The organism is Vibrio sp. VGrn 2 (assembly GCF_009361695.1).
Lineage (GTDB): Bacteria > Pseudomonadota > Gammaproteobacteria > Enterobacterales > Vibrionaceae > Vibrio > Vibrio diabolicus.
On the sequence record NZ_RBWD01000024.1, the window covers coordinates 1 to 14,275 of the forward strand.

The window sequence follows — 14,275 nt, forward strand, 5'->3', positions numbered from 1 at the left end:
TTTAAATTTTGGACACTTGCTGATTACAAGCGAGTGATACCACTGCGGAGTGGTAGTTCAGTTGGTTAGAATACCGGCCTGTCACGCCGGGGGTCGCGGGTTCGAGTCCCGTCCACTCCGCCACTTAATATCGACAACCTCGCCCAAGCGAGGTTTTGTCAAATCTAGAATATAAGAATTCTACAGGGGTGTAGCTCCAATTGGCAGAGCAGCGGATTCCAAATCCGCGTGTTGGGAGTTCGAATCTCTCCACCCCTGCCATATATCAAGGCTCTGACTTAGGTCAGAGCCTTTTTTGTATCTGCTTGCCACTATGCATTTCTCCTCTCATCCCACCTATATGCCTTTCTGCTGCCTGCTGCTCTTTGTAAGTATTTATTAACTCACCAACCTATTAGACTAGTCGTTATAACCAAGTGCTCCGAAATGTTAGCAATAAATGAGAATCATTATTTATATTTAGTTACACTTAACCGATCTGGACTAATGGGTAACTATGTATGGATATATCTCGTCGACGCTTCCTTCAATCATCCTTAGCGATCTCCGCGCTTACTGTTCTACCTGCATGTTCTCTATCTAGGAGTACTAATAAGCAGGGGCAGTATATATACGATATCACTGCAGAGCCTTCTACGGCTGAACTAGTGCCCGGTTTCAATACTGAGGTATTAGCTTTTAATGGGCGTATACCTGCACCGATAATTCGTTGCCGACAAGGGGAAAAGGTAACAATCAACTTCATCAATAAGCTATCAGAGCCAACTACAATTCACTGGCATGGCCTGCGAATCCCCATTGAAATGGATGGTGTACCTTTCTTAAGTCAGCCGCCTATCATGCCCGGAGAGACTTTTACGTATGAGTTTATTCCGCCAGATGCAGGTACGTTTTGGTATCACCCACACATGAACAGCGTTAAGCAGCTTGGTATGGGGTTGGTTGGGCTAATAATTGTTGAAGAGGCTGAGCCTGTTCAGTTTGATGAAGAGCATGAAGTCGTCCTCAAGCATTGGCATTTAGACAAGCAAGGACAGTGGAAGAATCTAATGGTGCCGCGCTTGAGTGCACGTATGGGAACGCCAGGAGAGTGGAGTAGCGTCAATGGTATTCATGAGCCTCTTTATACGCTGAAGCAGAACGCGACTACGCGATTAAGAATTGCTAATGTCGATAACACCATTACCTATCCGATCGCGATTGAAGGCACAGAGGCTTGGGTTATTGCTATCGATGGCAATCCAGTTAAAACGCCTTATAGGCTCACTCAACACAAAATTGGTCCGGGAATGAGATTGGATATCGGATTGATTGCTCCGAAGGCTGGAGAGCGTGTTTATGTGCGTCAAATGAAAGGGCGCTTCCCATTCTCTTTGTGTGAGTTTGAAGTTGTTGAGTCTGACCTGCCAAGCAACAAGAAACTGCCTTTATTGCCTCTCAACCCTGTGCCTGATCTTGATTTGGAAAATGCGGAGCAAATCGATTATGTGTTTGAATGGGAGGGGGCGATCACTCCTGTCGATAAATCGGGCAAAGCGATACCTAAATTCTGGCTGATGAACAAACGGGCTTGGGAGGGAATGAGCATAGATAATATCCCTGCGCCACTTTCAACATTGGAGCTTGGAAAAACCTATATCTTCAATTTGAAGAACGTTACTCAATATCATCATCCTATTCATCTTCATGGGCATACATTTACTGTTCTTGAGTTAGATGGAAAGAAACTCGACGAACCGTTCCATACCGATACGGTTTTACTTGGAAAAAATGGCAGTGCCAAAGCTGCCTTTGTTGCTAACAACCCTGGACGTTGGATGTATCACTGCCATGTTATTGAGCACATGAAAACCGGTTTGATGGGATATATTGAAGTAAAGTGACTCCTGTAACTTTTTTAATCTCAGCGTGTTTTAAATGCAATACGTTGTCGAATTCTAAAATTTCACCATCAATATTGCTTTAGTTTTGGTTACAATATCGTCATCAATAGTGTTGGGGGAATTATGGGGCAGTTTTCCATTCTTGGTTTTATTGCACTAGGTGGTGCTTTCGGTGCGTGTTCTCGTTACTTGATATCTGAACTGTGTGTCATTTTATTGGGGCGTGGTTTTCCATACGGTACGCTAACTGTTAATGTGGTTGGTTCATTTATCATGGGCTTGTTGATTGCTGCGTTCGACAATGAACTGTTGGCAACAGAACCTTGGCGACAAGTGATTGGTTTGGGCTTTTTAGGGGCACTGACGACGTTTTCCACCTTTTCTATGGATAATGTTTTACTTATGCAGCAAGGTGCGTTTCTTAAGATGGGGTTAAATATTTTATTAAATGTGGTGCTGAGCATCTCTGCTGCGTGGATCGGTTTCCAATTATTGATGCGCAGCTAGCAAAGTAGTTAAAAATTAAACAGGTCGGCTTGGTTTAACCAGGCCGTTTTTATATACTGATATCACTTGTCGGAGTGCCATAAGGCTGAGACCGTTAATTCGGGATCCGTTGAACCTGATCAGATTAGAATCTGCGAAGGGAACAAGAGAAGATATTTATACCGGAGTTCTTTCTGGTTGACCTATCAAATAGTCGAATGTTGTTATAGGCAAATTACTTAAGCTTTATTTAGCCTTAATTTGACTCCTCTTGTCGCATCTATCCGCCAAGCATTTTTATCCAATTACTTTTTATCTAGTATAACAAAGCAAGGAAAAATGCTATGTCGAGTCGCAAACAAGCGAGACTGGAAGCAAAACATTTTATTGAAACACTCTCGGTACAGCCGTACCCAAATTCCACAAAAGTATATGTAGAAGGTTCACGTCCAGATGTTCGTGTACCTATGCGTGAAATAGCGCTAGCAGATAGTCTGATTGGTGGCACAAAAGAAGCGCCTATTTTCGAGCCGAATGAAGCCGTCCGAGTCTACGATACGTCAGGTGTTTATACTGATCCGAACTACGATATTGACCTTTATAGCGGCTTACCAAAGCTAAGAGAAAGCTGGATTGAAGAGCGAGGTGACACAGAGTTACTCGATGAAGTAAGCTCGGTGTACACCAAAGAACGCTTAGAAGACGAAACACTAGACGATCTTCGTTACGGTAATCTACCACGTATTCGACGTGCCAAAGATGGGCAATGCGTCACTCAACTGCACTATGCTCGCAAAGGTATTATCACCCCAGAAATGGAATTCATCGCGCTGCGTGAAAGCATGGGTCGTGCCAAGTACCGTGATGATGTGCTGAATCAACAGCATCCTGGTCAAAGCTTTGGAGCTAATCTTCCAAAAGACATTACCGCCGAGTTTGTTCGCAAAGAAGTTGCCGAAGGTCGCGCGATTATCCCTTCTAATATCAACCACCCAGAATCCGAACCAATGATCATTGGACGTAACTTTTTGGTCAAAGTGAACGCCAATATCGGTAACTCATCGGTGACGTCTTCGATTGAGGAAGAAGTTGAGAAGCTCGTTTGGGCGACACGCTGGGGTGGGGATACCGTTATGGATCTCTCTACTGGACGTAACATCCACGAAACTCGCGAGTGGATTCTGCGTAACAGCCCGGTTCCGATCGGTACCGTACCTATGTATCAAGCGCTGGAAAAAGTGAATGGAGTTGCCGAAAACCTTAACTGGGAAGTGATGCGCGATACTCTGATTGAGCAAGCAGAGCAGGGCGTTGATTACTTCACTATCCATGCCGGTTTACTACTTCGCTATGTGCCAATGACTGCAAAGCGTGTTACTGGCATCGTCTCTCGTGGTGGTTCTATCATCGCGAAATGGTGTTTAGCGCATCACCAAGAAAGCTTCTTATACACCCACTTCCGAGAGATCTGTGAAATCTGTGCCAAGTATGATGTGGCACTTTCTCTCGGTGATGGTCTGCGCCCTGGTTCGGTTGCCGATGCTAATGACGAAGCGCAATTTGCGGAGCTTCGTACTCTTGGTGAGTTGACTAAGGTTGCGTGGGAATACGACGTACAGGTGATTATCGAAGGTCCTGGCCATGTTCCAATGCACATGATCAAAGAGAACATGGAAGAGCAGCTAGAGCACTGCCATGAAGCTCCGTTCTACACCCTTGGTCCACTGACGACAGACGTCGCTCCTGGTTACGACCATATTACGTCAGGAATTGGCGCTGCCATGATTGGCTGGTATGGCTGTGCGATGCTTTGTTACGTAACACCTAAAGAGCATCTTGGCTTACCAAACAAAGAAGACGTGAAGGTAGGCATGATCACTTACAAGCTTGCTGCTCACGCTGCTGATTTGGCTAAAGGGCACCCTGGCGCACAAGTTCGTGATAACGCGCTTTCTAAAGCACGTTTTGAATTCCGCTGGGAAGACCAATTCAACTTGTCACTTGACCCAGAAACCGCGCGCGCTTTCCATGATGAAACCTTGCCTCAAGAGTCGGGAAAAGTTGCTCACTTCTGTTCGATGTGCGGACCAAAGTTCTGCTCGATGAAGATTTCGCAAGAGGTTCGAGAATACGCGAAAGATACTGAGCAAGTTGCTGCGGACCAAGCTATCTCGATCAAAATGCTTGATGATCCTCTTGAGGGGATGCGTCAGAAATCGCAAGAATTTAGAGAGTCAGGTTCTGAGTTATACCACCCAGCAGCACATGCCGAGGTAAGTGACTAATGAGCAAAATCCTTATTCCGTCATCATTGATTGAACTAACAGGTTTAGTTCAGCAATGTTTGTTGTTGGCGAAAGAACAGGGTTTTATAATCGAAGACATTGAGTTGGGCGTGAGCCCAACTCAATCTATTCAGCTTGTTCGCGACCAACAGACCACACACATAACGACTGATCTCATTGATGGATATGACTCTGAACATGAGAGTTTATTTGTGCTTTATTACCGCTCTACTTTGTCGGTAGAAGCGTGTGCTAAGCAACCGTCGAAAGCGATTTATATTGGTATTGCTGATACTCAGGTTTCCGATAAAAAGGAGAAAGTGCATCAGCTTGATATCTGGCGTCACCCCTTTAACGACGAAGTGAGAGCGCTTTCCGTTAAGTCCAAACCCAACGCAATGTTCGATCCCGAACATCACCTTGCTTGGATAGTAGCGCTGACAGTACTCGATTTTCCTATCGAAGATGCGTTAACACTTGCTCGAGGAATGCTAACCCAACAAGCGAATGTTTCACGTGAAACACTATCGAATGACAACCTTGACGAGGAACAATCAACTCAGTGGGCTAACCAATTTGATGATTTCCCCACACCAGTACTGGAAGATAACCGACTCGGTATTCAAGTTGGTTGGTCAGCACAAGGAGAGAGCGTTAGCTTTCCAACTCTAACTAAGCAAAGTCTAGGGCTCTATCCAGTCGTTGATGATGTTGCTTGGATTGAGCGTTTACTGCCACTAGGCATCAACACTATTCAACTACGAATCAAGAACCCACAACAAGCCGATTTGGAACAACAGATCATTCGAGCAATTGAGCTAGGTCGTAAGTATCAAGCTCAAGTGTTCATCAATGACTATTGGCAATTGGCAATCAAACATGGCGCTTATGGCGTTCACCTAGGGCAGGAAGACATAGAAGAGTCGAATTTGGCTCAGCTAACCAAAGCCGGCATTCGTCTTGGTCTTTCTACGCATGGTTATTACGAACTACTGCGCATTGTACAAATTCATCCTAGTTACATCGCGCTAGGGCATATCTTCCCAACCACCACTAAACAGATGCCATCGAAACCACAAGGTTTGGTGCGCTTGGCTCTGTATCAAAAGCTGATTGATAGTATTCCTTATAAAAATACAGAGGCTGCTTTCCGTCCTTCAAAAGACAAAGCAGTTAGTGACTATGTGCTTGGCTTTCCGACGGTCGCAATTGGGGGCATTGACCAATCTAATGCAGACCAAGTTTGGCAAACAGGTGTTTCTAGTTTGGCAGTTGTGCGAGCTATTACGTTGGCGGAATCGCCTCAGTCCGTCATCGAGTTCTTTGCACAACTGATGAAGGAAAGACAACTAACGCTTACTGATCAGAATAGTGAATTGGCGGATACCAAGAGAGGCGAGCATGCTCACGGATAAGCAGTTCCTTCGCTATCAACGCCAAGTCGCTCTGCCCGAAATTGCTGAAGGTGGGCAAGAGCGTTTGAGCAAATCGCATGTGCTGATCATCGGTTGTGGCGGGTTAGGGAGCGCAGCGAGTTTGTACTTGGCATCAGCGGGCGTTGGTAAATTGGTTGTGGTTGATGATGATGAAGTTGATAGCAGTAACCTACAACGTCAGATCATTTATCGTGAACAAGACCTCCAAGTTACGAAAACAGAAGCGACTATAAAGCAACTCACTGAACTTAATTCTATGGTTCAAATTCGTGCCCTCAATAAGCGATTAGACAAAGCACAGTTGCAGCTTGAGGTGATGTTAGCGGATGTGGTGTTGGACTGCACCGATAACATGCCAACGCGCCAGCTAATTAACCAAGTTTGTTTCGAGCAAAATACGCCGCTCATTTCGGCGGCGGCAATTGGTTGGCAAGGGCAATTCGCTGTTTTTGATTACCAAACGCCAAGTGAACAAGAAGTGCGAAGTAAAGCCTGTTACCGCTGTTTGTATCCGTTTGACGAATTACCACAAACTCAAAAGTGCAGTGACAGCGGTGTTGTTGGTCCGGTGGTGGGCACACTTGGCAACTACCAAGCGATAGCAGCAATTCAAAAACTGGCGACGGGAAAGTTTCATGTTGAGACTGCTAAGTTACATCTGTTTGATGGATTGAAAATGCAATGGCAAACCATGGCGATAAGCAAAGACAAACAGTGCCAAGTGTGTGCTCAGATTTAGCTTACGAATAATGGGCAGAATTAAGAGAGTTGGAAGTAATGACGTTATCAGAACAACAAACAACACAAGTGACCGATGCTGACTTAAATATGATCACGATTGTCATCAATGACCAGTCACATCAAGTTGCCAGTGAGTCGAGTCTACAGCAAATCATTAGTCAATTTGTGCTGCCTGAAATGGGCTGTGTTTTTGCAATTAATAACAATGTTGTGCCGCGCAGTGAGTGGGCTAGCACAGTTCTTTCACAGGGAGATAGCATCTCTTTGTTTCAAGCGATCGCAGGGGGTTAAAGTCGATGCTTAAAATTGGTGATAAACAATTCGAATCAAGACTGTTCACGGGAACAGGGAAGTTTGCCAACAGCCGATTAATGGCAGAAGCGATTCAAGTGTCGGGTTCTCAACTTGCGACTATGGCGTTGAAGCGTGTGGACGTGAACGACCAACAAGACGATATTTTGCTGCCGTTAGTACAAGCGGGTGTGAACTTATTGCCGAACACCTCGGGTGCAAAGAATGCTAAAGATGCCGTATTTGCAGCACAACTGGCGCGAGAAGCGTTAGGTACTAACTGGTTAAAATTGGAAATTCACCCAGACCCGAAGTACTTGATGCCTGATCCAATTGAGACACTTGCGGCTGCTGAACAACTGGTTCGTGAAGGCTTTATTGTCCTTCCTTACTGTCATGCTGACCCGGTTCTGTGTAAACGATTAGAAGAAGTAGGTTGTGCTGCGGTCATGCCATTAGGTGCGCCGATCGGTTCTAATAAAGGGATAGTTTCTCACGATTTCCTAGAGATCATTATCGACCAAGCTAATGTTCCTGTCGTTGTCGATGCGGGTATTGGTGCTCCTTCACATGCGGCGCGTGCGATGGAAATGGGCGCGGATGCCGTGCTCGTCAATACTGCGATTGCAGCTTCGAGCGATCCCGTTGCGATGGCGAAAGCATTTAAGTTGGCGGTAGAGTCGGGGCGTATGGCTTATGAAGCCGGACTTGCGGGTAAGGTTTCTCATGCGGTTGCGTCGAGTCCACTGACGTCATTCCTAGATGAGCTTTAATCCTAGATTGGTTTAGCTATTAAGCGAGGAAAACATGAGCTTCGTTGAACAATTTAAGCAGCTGAATTGGGATGACATTTCGATGTCGATCTACGCGAAAACGGCACAAGATGTCGAGCGAGCATTGAATAAACCCAAGCGTGATTTGGAAGATTTTAAGGCGCTAATTTCACCAGCGGCAGAAGCGTACTTAGAGCAAATGGCGCAGCTGTCATACTCGGCAACTCGCAAGCGTTTTGGTAATACCATGTCGCTTTACATTCCACTGTACCTTTCTAACTTGTGCGCCAATGCTTGTACTTATTGTGGCTTCTCGATGAAGAACAGAATCAAGCGTCGTACCTTGAATAGAGACGAGGTGGCTGCAGAAGTAGAAGCCATTAAACGCATGAAGTTCGATAGCGTATTGCTGGTGACTGGTGAACACGAAACCAAAGTGGGCATGAAATACTTCCGCGAAATGGTGCCGATGATTAAGAAGCGCTTTAATTATTTGGCGATGGAAGTGCAGCCGCTAGATCAAGACGAATACGCCGAGCTCAAGACATTGGGTTTGGATGCGGTGATGGTCTATCAAGAAACGTATCATCCTTCGACTTACGCCGAGCACCATTTGCGTGGCAATAAGATGGATTTCGAATACCGATTGGATACACCCGACCGCCTCGCAAAGGCGGGCATTGATAAGATCGGTATTGGCGCTTTGATAGGATTGGAAGAGTGGCGTACAGATTGTTTTTATGTGGCAGCGCACTTGGACTATCTTGAGCGCACGTATTGGCAGACTCGTTACTCAATTTCTTTCCCACGTTTGCGTCCTTGTGAGGGCGCGCTCCAACCCAAATCAGTAATGACGGATAAGCAGCTTGTTCAGTTGATTTGCGCTTATCGTTTGTTGAATCCAGAAGTGGAGTTGTCATTATCGACTCGTGAGTCACCGAAATTTAGAGACAACGCATTGGCTTTAGGTATTACCAGTATATCTGCAGCATCGAAAACTCAGCCGGGGGGTTATGCGATGGATGATGTTGAACTCGAGCAGTTTGAGATCAGCGACGAGCGAAGCGCGGGTTCTGTGGAAGATATGATTCGAGCCAAAGGATTTGACCCTGTATGGCGAGATTGGCACTCAGCGTATTCTGGTTAAGCAGTAAATAAAGCCACTGGTCATCGTTATGTTTCACGTGAAACATAGGCAAAGAAAAGAGGGGTGATGCAAAACATCAACCCTCTACTTTTTCTAACTTCTAACTTCTAACTTCTAGCTTCTAACTTCTAACTTCTAGCTGTGTGCTACAGGTAGCGTTGCCTGGCGAAGCCACTCTTTCACATCACCTTCAACTAGCGGGCTGATCTCATCCCATACTTTCTGATGGTAATCATTCAGCCAAGCAAGTTCTGGACGAGTTAGCATATCAACATTGATGTTGCGCTTGTCGATTGGGCAGCGTGTTAGTGACTCAAATGACAGAACAGGGAAGTCACCGTTAGTCGGTGTTTCAACAACAAGCTCTAGGTTCTCAATACGGATACCAAACGCATCTGCACGGTAGTAACCTGGCTCGTTTGATAGCACCATACCTTCTAATAGAGGCACATCAATTTGCTTCTTCGAAATGCTTGCTGGGCCTTCATGCACACTTAGGAAGTGGCCCACACCGTGGCCAGTGCCGTGATCGTAATCGTAGCCTTCCGCCCATAGGTGCTGACGAGCTAGTGTATCGATTTGGTAACCACGTGTGCCTTTCGGGAAACGAGCTCGAGCAACGCCAATATGACCTTTCAGCGCCAACGTAAATTGCTTCTTCATTTCTGCAGAAGGTTGACCAATCGCGATAGTACGCGTGATGTCTGTAGTGCCATCGAGGTACTGACCGCCTGAATCCACTAGGTAAAGTGTGTTCAGCTCTAGCTTGCCAGGTTCAGGTTGGTTCTCGTGATTATAGTGACACATGGCCGCGTTGCCGCCTGCCGCTGAAATGGTATCGAAGCTAAGATCCATTAGCGTAGGGTCTTCGCTACGAAATGCTTCCAGTTTGTCTGCTAATGTCGCTTCGTCATGCAGGTTATCAGCAGCAACTTCCGCATCTAACCAACATAGGAACTTGCTCATTGCCACGCCATCGCGGATATGACACGCCTTCATACCGGCAATTTCAACCGAGTTCTTCGCCGCTTTTGGCATCAGACATGGGTCTGCTGCTGCAATCACGGACGCACCAGAGTTTTGTAGTACTAGCTTAAACCAAGCGTTACTGATTGCAGGGTCAACTAATACCTTTTTACCTGTCATGGCTTCAAGGCGAGATTGAAGTGCTTCTGGGTGGTGAACGGTCACACCGCTGCCTACGTGAGCGTCAAAATCAGCAGGTAGACGAGCAGGATCGAGGAAGTATTCCACGCTTGAATCTGAGTGCAGAATCGCGTGAGAAAGCAGAACTGGTAGGCGTGATACATCCAAACCACGTACATTCAGCAGCCAACAAATAGAATCTAATGCTGTGATCACAGCGCTATCTGCTCCCGCTTTTTTTACCAGTTGGGCGATCTCTTGACGCTTACTCTCACTTGATTGACCGACGGCTTCTGTTGCCATCAGGCGAACATCAGAGACAACAGGCGCTGGGCGGTCATGCCACAACTCATCAATTGGGTTGTTGGTCAGAATATTTAGCTCAAGCTTTCCAGCCAGTTTAGCTTGTGCCATGTCTAGCCAAGCTGAGCTGTGCATACGAGGATCAATTGCGACAGATGCGTTTGTTGGCAGGTTGTCTAGAACCCAATCTAAAGCTGGTTCTTCAATAAGGTGACGATATTCAAATAGGTCACCAGGGACTTGTTTGGTGACTTGAACGGTATAGCGGCCATCAACAAAGATAGCGGCTTTGTCTTTGGTGATTACCGCAGCACCAGCAGAACCAGTAAAGCCTGTTAACCAATGTAAGCGCTCGTTGTGCGCTGGGACGTATTCGCCCAAATACTCGTCCTCGTGCGGAACCAGTAGGGCATCAATATTATGTTGTACAAGCCATTCGCGAATCGCATTCACGCGGCTGAGAGTTTCGTTGTGCATCTGTTTTATTCCTTCAAATTACCGCTCCTTCATGCTCAGGTGTGGGAGCTGTTTCCTTCTGCTTCATGCAGTTTATGATCAACGCAAGTTTGCAATGACTTAGGTTGAGTCGGAGTACAACTAGGCCATAGATGAGCCAAAAAGGACTACGACAGTTAAGCTACTCATTTTACCCGCTAAGCGCAAATTGAGAGCGGTATTTTTATCTAAGGTGATCGGTTTTTTGTGTGATCATCGTACGTAGCCAACCCAATGCAGGGTCGTTTTCTCTGTCTCGGTGCCAGAATAAAGTGTATGCCATAGGTGGAAATTCTAGCGGGAGTGGTAGTACGACCAAATCAAGCTGTTTAGCAGCGAGCTGCACAAAATGGCTTGGAGCGGTAAAAATAAAGTCAGTGTAGGAACATAAACTTGCGGCACTATTAAAGTCCGGAACGGTGACGGCAATATCGCGGTCGGCTCCAATATCGGCAAGGCGATAATCTAACAGCCAACGGTCGTTGCCGTCACAACGCACTTGTACGTGACGCAGGGCGAGATACGCTTCGAGGTTCCAAGGCTGTTTTAATGCTGGGTGATTTTTGCGAATAATACACATCTGGTGATCTCGATAAATTTCCAGTTCGCATATGTCATCGGGTGGCAGCAGAGTCAGCTTGGCATCATTAATATCGATGTCTTTTCCAGTTAAGCCTAAGTCTAGCTCGCCACGTTGCAGCATTTTAAAAGTATTATCGGACCAAGGGTGAGTGCTGATCGTCACCCCAGGGGCTTGCTGAAAAATCGCCGGTAAGAAATGGGGTAGAATCAGAGGGTAAACACTTTCAACCGCTGCTATTTGAAAACGGTATTCGCTACTTTGTGGAGAGAACTCTTCTGGTTGAGTCAGTACTTCTAACTGGTTTATCAACAGATCCAGTTTAGGTTTAAGAAACAAAGCGCGCGGTGTTGGTGTTAATCCATGCGAGTTTCGGGTGAAAAGCGGGTCATCAAATTGGATGCGCAGTTTAGCCAGTGATTTGCTCACGGCAGACTGACTCAAGCACAGTCGGTGGGCGGCTCGGGTGACATTTAACTCTTCTATCAAAACTTTAAAACAGACCAATAGATTTAAATCGATACGAGCCAGTTTTTCGACGTTCACGGTGAATTTCCTCTAAGGAATAATGCTCATGATTATACATCATTTCCATTCATATCATCAGATGATTAAGCTCTATCCAAAGTTCTTTATCCAATTCGGAGTGTTGTGTGCCTAGCCAGTTTTCTAATAGTAAAAAACAGATGGCGTTATTGACCCTTTTGGTTCTTTTCAGTCCTCTTGCGATTGATATTTATCTACCTGCTTTACCTCTTATTGCTTCCACTTTTCAGGTCGATAATGCGCTAGCACAAGACACGATCACTTGGTTCTTATTTGCGATGGGTGTAGGGCAACTGTTTGCTGGCCCTTTGGCAGATAAACTCGGACGTCGAACAGTTGCATTGGGCGGTATCACTATCTATGCGATGAGCGCTTTATTGGCGTGGAGTGCTCAAAATATTGAATGGATGTTGGTTTCCCGACTGCTACAAGGCTTAGGTGCGTGTGCGACATCGGTAGCAGCCTTTGCAACAGTTCGCGATATCTTTGGCCCGGAAAAAAGCGGCAAAATGATAAGCTATCTTAACGGCGCGATTTGTTTTATTCCGGCATTAGCTCCAATTCTAGGTAGTTGGTTAACTCAGCAATTTGATTGGCGAGCTAACTTCAGCTTTATGGCGGGCTTTGCCGTTGTGTCCGGTTCATTGATGTTTTTCATGATGAAAGAGACTAACCCATCAACGGAAAAGCAAGCCGTGTTTAAGCTCAGCCGTTATTGGGCAGTGCTTAGCACACCATCTTTTGTTTTCCATGCGTCATTATGCTTGATGGCTATGGCGGTTATTCTTGCTTACGTTACCTCAGCACCGTCGGTATTGATGACGGGGATGGGGCTGTCGATGAATGAATTCACTTTCTGGTTTGGTGTGAATGCGGTGATAAACATTGCGGCATGTATGTTGGCGCCTAAGTTTATGGAGCGCGTTGGCACGCACAACACTTTGGTTACGGGGATCTCGACTCTGGGCCTCGCAGGTGTGATCATGCTAGTGATGAATGGTCAGAATACCGCGCTTTCTTTCATGCTACCTATCTTCATGTCTTCTGTAGGTTTTGCATTCATTTTGGGTGCAGCAGCAGGGAAAGCATTGGAACCGTTTGGTGACAAAGCGGGTACGGCTGCGGCACTGCTTGGGTTGTTCCAAATGAGTGGCTCTGGTTTGTTGGTTGGTACGTTGCAGCGTTTATCTTTGGAACCTCAGACACTGATCGCAATACATATGTGGGTCCTGTTGCCTGCGTTGGTGGTTCTGTTTACAAAAGCAGGTAAGAACTGGCATTCAAGCTTTGCGAAAGCGTAAATCAGTGTAATTTAGTATTTTCCAATGTAAGTAAGGCGTGTATATTTGTCGTTCAGACTTTTCCTGACACCATAACGGAACTCAAAAAGTAATGTCGTTAACCACGTATGAAATGGCTCGTATTCTAGAGCAAATGGAAGATTCACCAGAAAAGGTGATGTTTGGCAAGTTGCTTAATGAGCTGGGTAATCAAAGCTCCGAGCGTATTCGTAGTGCGGCTAAACAAGTACCTCTGCCAATTTTGCGTGATATCGTGTACCAATTCCAGCAAGTGATTGAGTCGCGCAAAGGTGAACAAGTTGAGCTGTTGGCAAAAGATCTTGCTCAACAGGGCATCTCAGCTGATGAGCTTCTTGCTTACTTAAATAAACAATAAAAAGTCCCCGCCACTGCGGGGATTTTTTTATCGCGTCAACTTATTCTTTATAACATGGTCAATAGAGATAACTCCCGGTCCCCATACGATGACCACTAAAATCATGAATCCCCACAATTGATGATCATAGAACCCTTTTTCCCACAATACCGGGTAAGAGATGACCGCGATGATATTGAACACAAACAGAATCGCAGCCATCGGGCGGGTAATTAATCCCAACGCTAAAAACACTGGCAGAATTAACTCGGCAGCCGTTCCCATGTAGGCCGCTAACTCCCAAGGCAAAAGTGGCACTTGGTATTCCAATTCGAATAGATACAGCGTGCTATCCCAAGAAGAAACTTTGATTAACCCTGAATTGAAGAACACCCATGCAACCCACAAGCGACAAAAGAGAAGTAGTAAAGGGACAAAGCCAGCTTGTAAGGTATTGATCAAGTCGTCGTACCGATTGACTAAGTCTTTAACCGTATTCGTCATAGA

General features: G+C 45.9%; 13 protein-coding genes, 2 tRNA genes and 1 riboswitch. Of the genes, 12 read left to right on the top strand and 3 right to left on the bottom strand.

The features are described 5' to 3' along the window. Positions 1–46: 46 nt before the first annotated feature. The 10 genes from D8S93_RS22940 (at position 47) to thiH (ending at position 9,042) form a co-directional block, all read left to right on the top strand. A tRNA-Asp gene (locus D8S93_RS22940) sits at positions 47–123 on the top strand. Between the two features lie 61 nt (positions 124–184). After that, positions 185–261: transfer RNA gene (locus D8S93_RS22945), tRNA-Trp, on the top strand. Positions 262–500: 239 nt separating this feature from the next. Continuing rightward, positions 501–1,883, top strand: coding sequence for a multicopper oxidase family protein (locus D8S93_RS22950; RefSeq protein ID WP_152815713.1), 1,383 nt, complete (start codon positions 501–503; stop codon positions 1,881–1,883). A 123-nt stretch (positions 1,884–2,006) separates the two neighbouring features. Beyond that, positions 2,007–2,390 carry a fluoride efflux transporter CrcB gene (gene crcB, locus D8S93_RS22955; RefSeq protein WP_145533217.1) on the top strand — a complete coding sequence of 128 codons (384 nt, stop codon included), beginning with the start codon at positions 2,007–2,009 and terminating at the stop codon, positions 2,388–2,390. 60 nt (positions 2,391–2,450) lie between these two features. Then, positions 2,451–2,549: riboswitch (TPP riboswitch) on the top strand. 164 nt (positions 2,550–2,713) lie between these two features. Continuing rightward, a complete protein-coding gene (thiC, locus tag D8S93_RS22960) occupies positions 2,714–4,654 on the top strand; it encodes a phosphomethylpyrimidine synthase ThiC (RefSeq protein ID WP_152815715.1) in 1,941 nt (646 codons plus the stop codon). Beyond that, positions 4,654–6,069, top strand: coding sequence for a thiamine phosphate synthase (locus D8S93_RS22965; protein ID WP_152815719.1), 1,416 nt, complete (start codon positions 4,654–4,656; stop codon positions 6,067–6,069). The genes thiC and D8S93_RS22965 overlap by 1 nt, the downstream gene beginning before the upstream one ends. Further along, positions 6,056–6,829: a HesA/MoeB/ThiF family protein gene (locus D8S93_RS22970; RefSeq protein WP_152815721.1), complete on the top strand. Its 774-nt coding sequence runs from the start codon at positions 6,056–6,058 to the stop codon at positions 6,827–6,829. The genes D8S93_RS22965 and D8S93_RS22970 overlap by 14 nt, the downstream gene beginning before the upstream one ends. 38 nt (positions 6,830–6,867) lie before the next feature. Further along, on the top strand, positions 6,868–7,122 hold the full coding sequence (gene thiS, locus D8S93_RS22975; protein WP_152815724.1) for a sulfur carrier protein ThiS: 255 nt from the start codon (positions 6,868–6,870) through the stop codon (positions 7,120–7,122). 5 nt (positions 7,123–7,127) lie between these two features. Continuing rightward, a complete protein-coding gene (locus D8S93_RS22980; RefSeq protein ID WP_005397059.1) occupies positions 7,128–7,895 on the top strand; it encodes a thiazole synthase in 768 nt (255 codons plus the stop codon). 34 nt (positions 7,896–7,929) lie between these two features. Beyond that, positions 7,930–9,042 (top strand): 2-iminoacetate synthase ThiH, encoded by a 1,113-nt coding sequence (gene thiH, locus D8S93_RS22985; RefSeq protein ID WP_152815727.1) that lies wholly within the window; start codon positions 7,930–7,932, stop codon positions 9,040–9,042. A 135-nt stretch (positions 9,043–9,177) separates the two neighbouring features. On the opposite strand, the gene D8S93_RS22990 is transcribed toward thiH, so the two are convergent. Both D8S93_RS22990 and D8S93_RS22995 read right to left on the bottom strand, forming a co-directional pair. Then, positions 9,178–10,968 (bottom strand): aminopeptidase P family protein, encoded by a 1,791-nt coding sequence (locus D8S93_RS22990; protein ID WP_152815730.1) that lies wholly within the window; start codon positions 10,966–10,968, stop codon positions 9,178–9,180. Between the two features lie 202 nt (positions 10,969–11,170). Further along, positions 11,171–12,112 (bottom strand): LysR family transcriptional regulator, encoded by a 942-nt coding sequence (locus D8S93_RS22995; RefSeq protein ID WP_006743068.1) that lies wholly within the window; start codon positions 12,110–12,112, stop codon positions 11,171–11,173. Between the two features lie 140 nt (positions 12,113–12,252). Between D8S93_RS22995 and D8S93_RS23000 the strand changes: the two genes are divergently transcribed. Then, entirely contained in the window at positions 12,253–13,413 is a 1,161-nt protein-coding gene (locus tag D8S93_RS23000) for a multidrug effflux MFS transporter (RefSeq protein ID WP_031780601.1), read from the top strand. 91 nt (positions 13,414–13,504) lie between these two features. Further along, positions 13,505–13,789 carry a hypothetical protein gene (locus tag D8S93_RS23005; RefSeq protein ID WP_005397034.1) on the top strand — a complete coding sequence of 95 codons (285 nt, stop codon included), beginning with the start codon at positions 13,505–13,507 and terminating at the stop codon, positions 13,787–13,789. Positions 13,790–13,816: 27 nt separating this feature from the next. On the opposite strand, the gene D8S93_RS23010 is transcribed toward D8S93_RS23005, so the two are convergent. Then, positions 13,817–14,272, bottom strand: a complete 456-nt coding sequence (locus D8S93_RS23010; RefSeq protein ID WP_152815733.1) for a DoxX family protein — start codon at positions 14,270–14,272, stop codon at positions 13,817–13,819. Positions 14,273–14,275 lie beyond the last annotated feature (3 nt).

What these genes read in the sequence shown, in the direction of transcription:
- D8S93_RS22980 (WP_005397059.1), top strand. Translation starts at nt 7,128, where the DNA reads ATGCTTAAAATTGGTGATAAACAATTCGAATCAAGACTGTTCACGGGA.
- D8S93_RS22950 (WP_152815713.1), top strand. Translation starts at nt 501, where the DNA reads ATGGATATATCTCGTCGACGCTTCCTTCAATCATCCTTAGCGATCTCC.
- crcB (WP_145533217.1), top strand. Translation starts at nt 2,007, where the DNA reads ATGGGGCAGTTTTCCATTCTTGGTTTTATTGCACTAGGTGGTGCTTTC.
- D8S93_RS23005 (WP_005397034.1), top strand. Translation starts at nt 13,505, where the DNA reads ATGTCGTTAACCACGTATGAAATGGCTCGTATTCTAGAGCAAATGGAA.
- D8S93_RS22990 (WP_152815730.1), bottom strand. Translation starts at nt 10,968, where the DNA reads ATGCACAACGAAACTCTCAGCCGCGTGAATGCGATTCGCGAATGGCTT.
- D8S93_RS22965 (WP_152815719.1), top strand. Translation starts at nt 4,654, where the DNA reads ATGAGCAAAATCCTTATTCCGTCATCATTGATTGAACTAACAGGTTTA.
- thiC (WP_152815715.1), top strand. Translation starts at nt 2,714, where the DNA reads ATGTCGAGTCGCAAACAAGCGAGACTGGAAGCAAAACATTTTATTGAA.
- D8S93_RS23000 (WP_031780601.1), top strand. Translation starts at nt 12,253, where the DNA reads ATGGCGTTATTGACCCTTTTGGTTCTTTTCAGTCCTCTTGCGATTGAT.
- thiS (WP_152815724.1), top strand. Translation starts at nt 6,868, where the DNA reads ATGACGTTATCAGAACAACAAACAACACAAGTGACCGATGCTGACTTA.
- D8S93_RS23010 (WP_152815733.1), bottom strand. Translation starts at nt 14,272, where the DNA reads ATGACGAATACGGTTAAAGACTTAGTCAATCGGTACGACGACTTGATC.
- D8S93_RS22970 (WP_152815721.1), top strand. Translation starts at nt 6,056, where the DNA reads ATGCTCACGGATAAGCAGTTCCTTCGCTATCAACGCCAAGTCGCTCTG.
- thiH (WP_152815727.1), top strand. Translation starts at nt 7,930, where the DNA reads ATGAGCTTCGTTGAACAATTTAAGCAGCTGAATTGGGATGACATTTCG.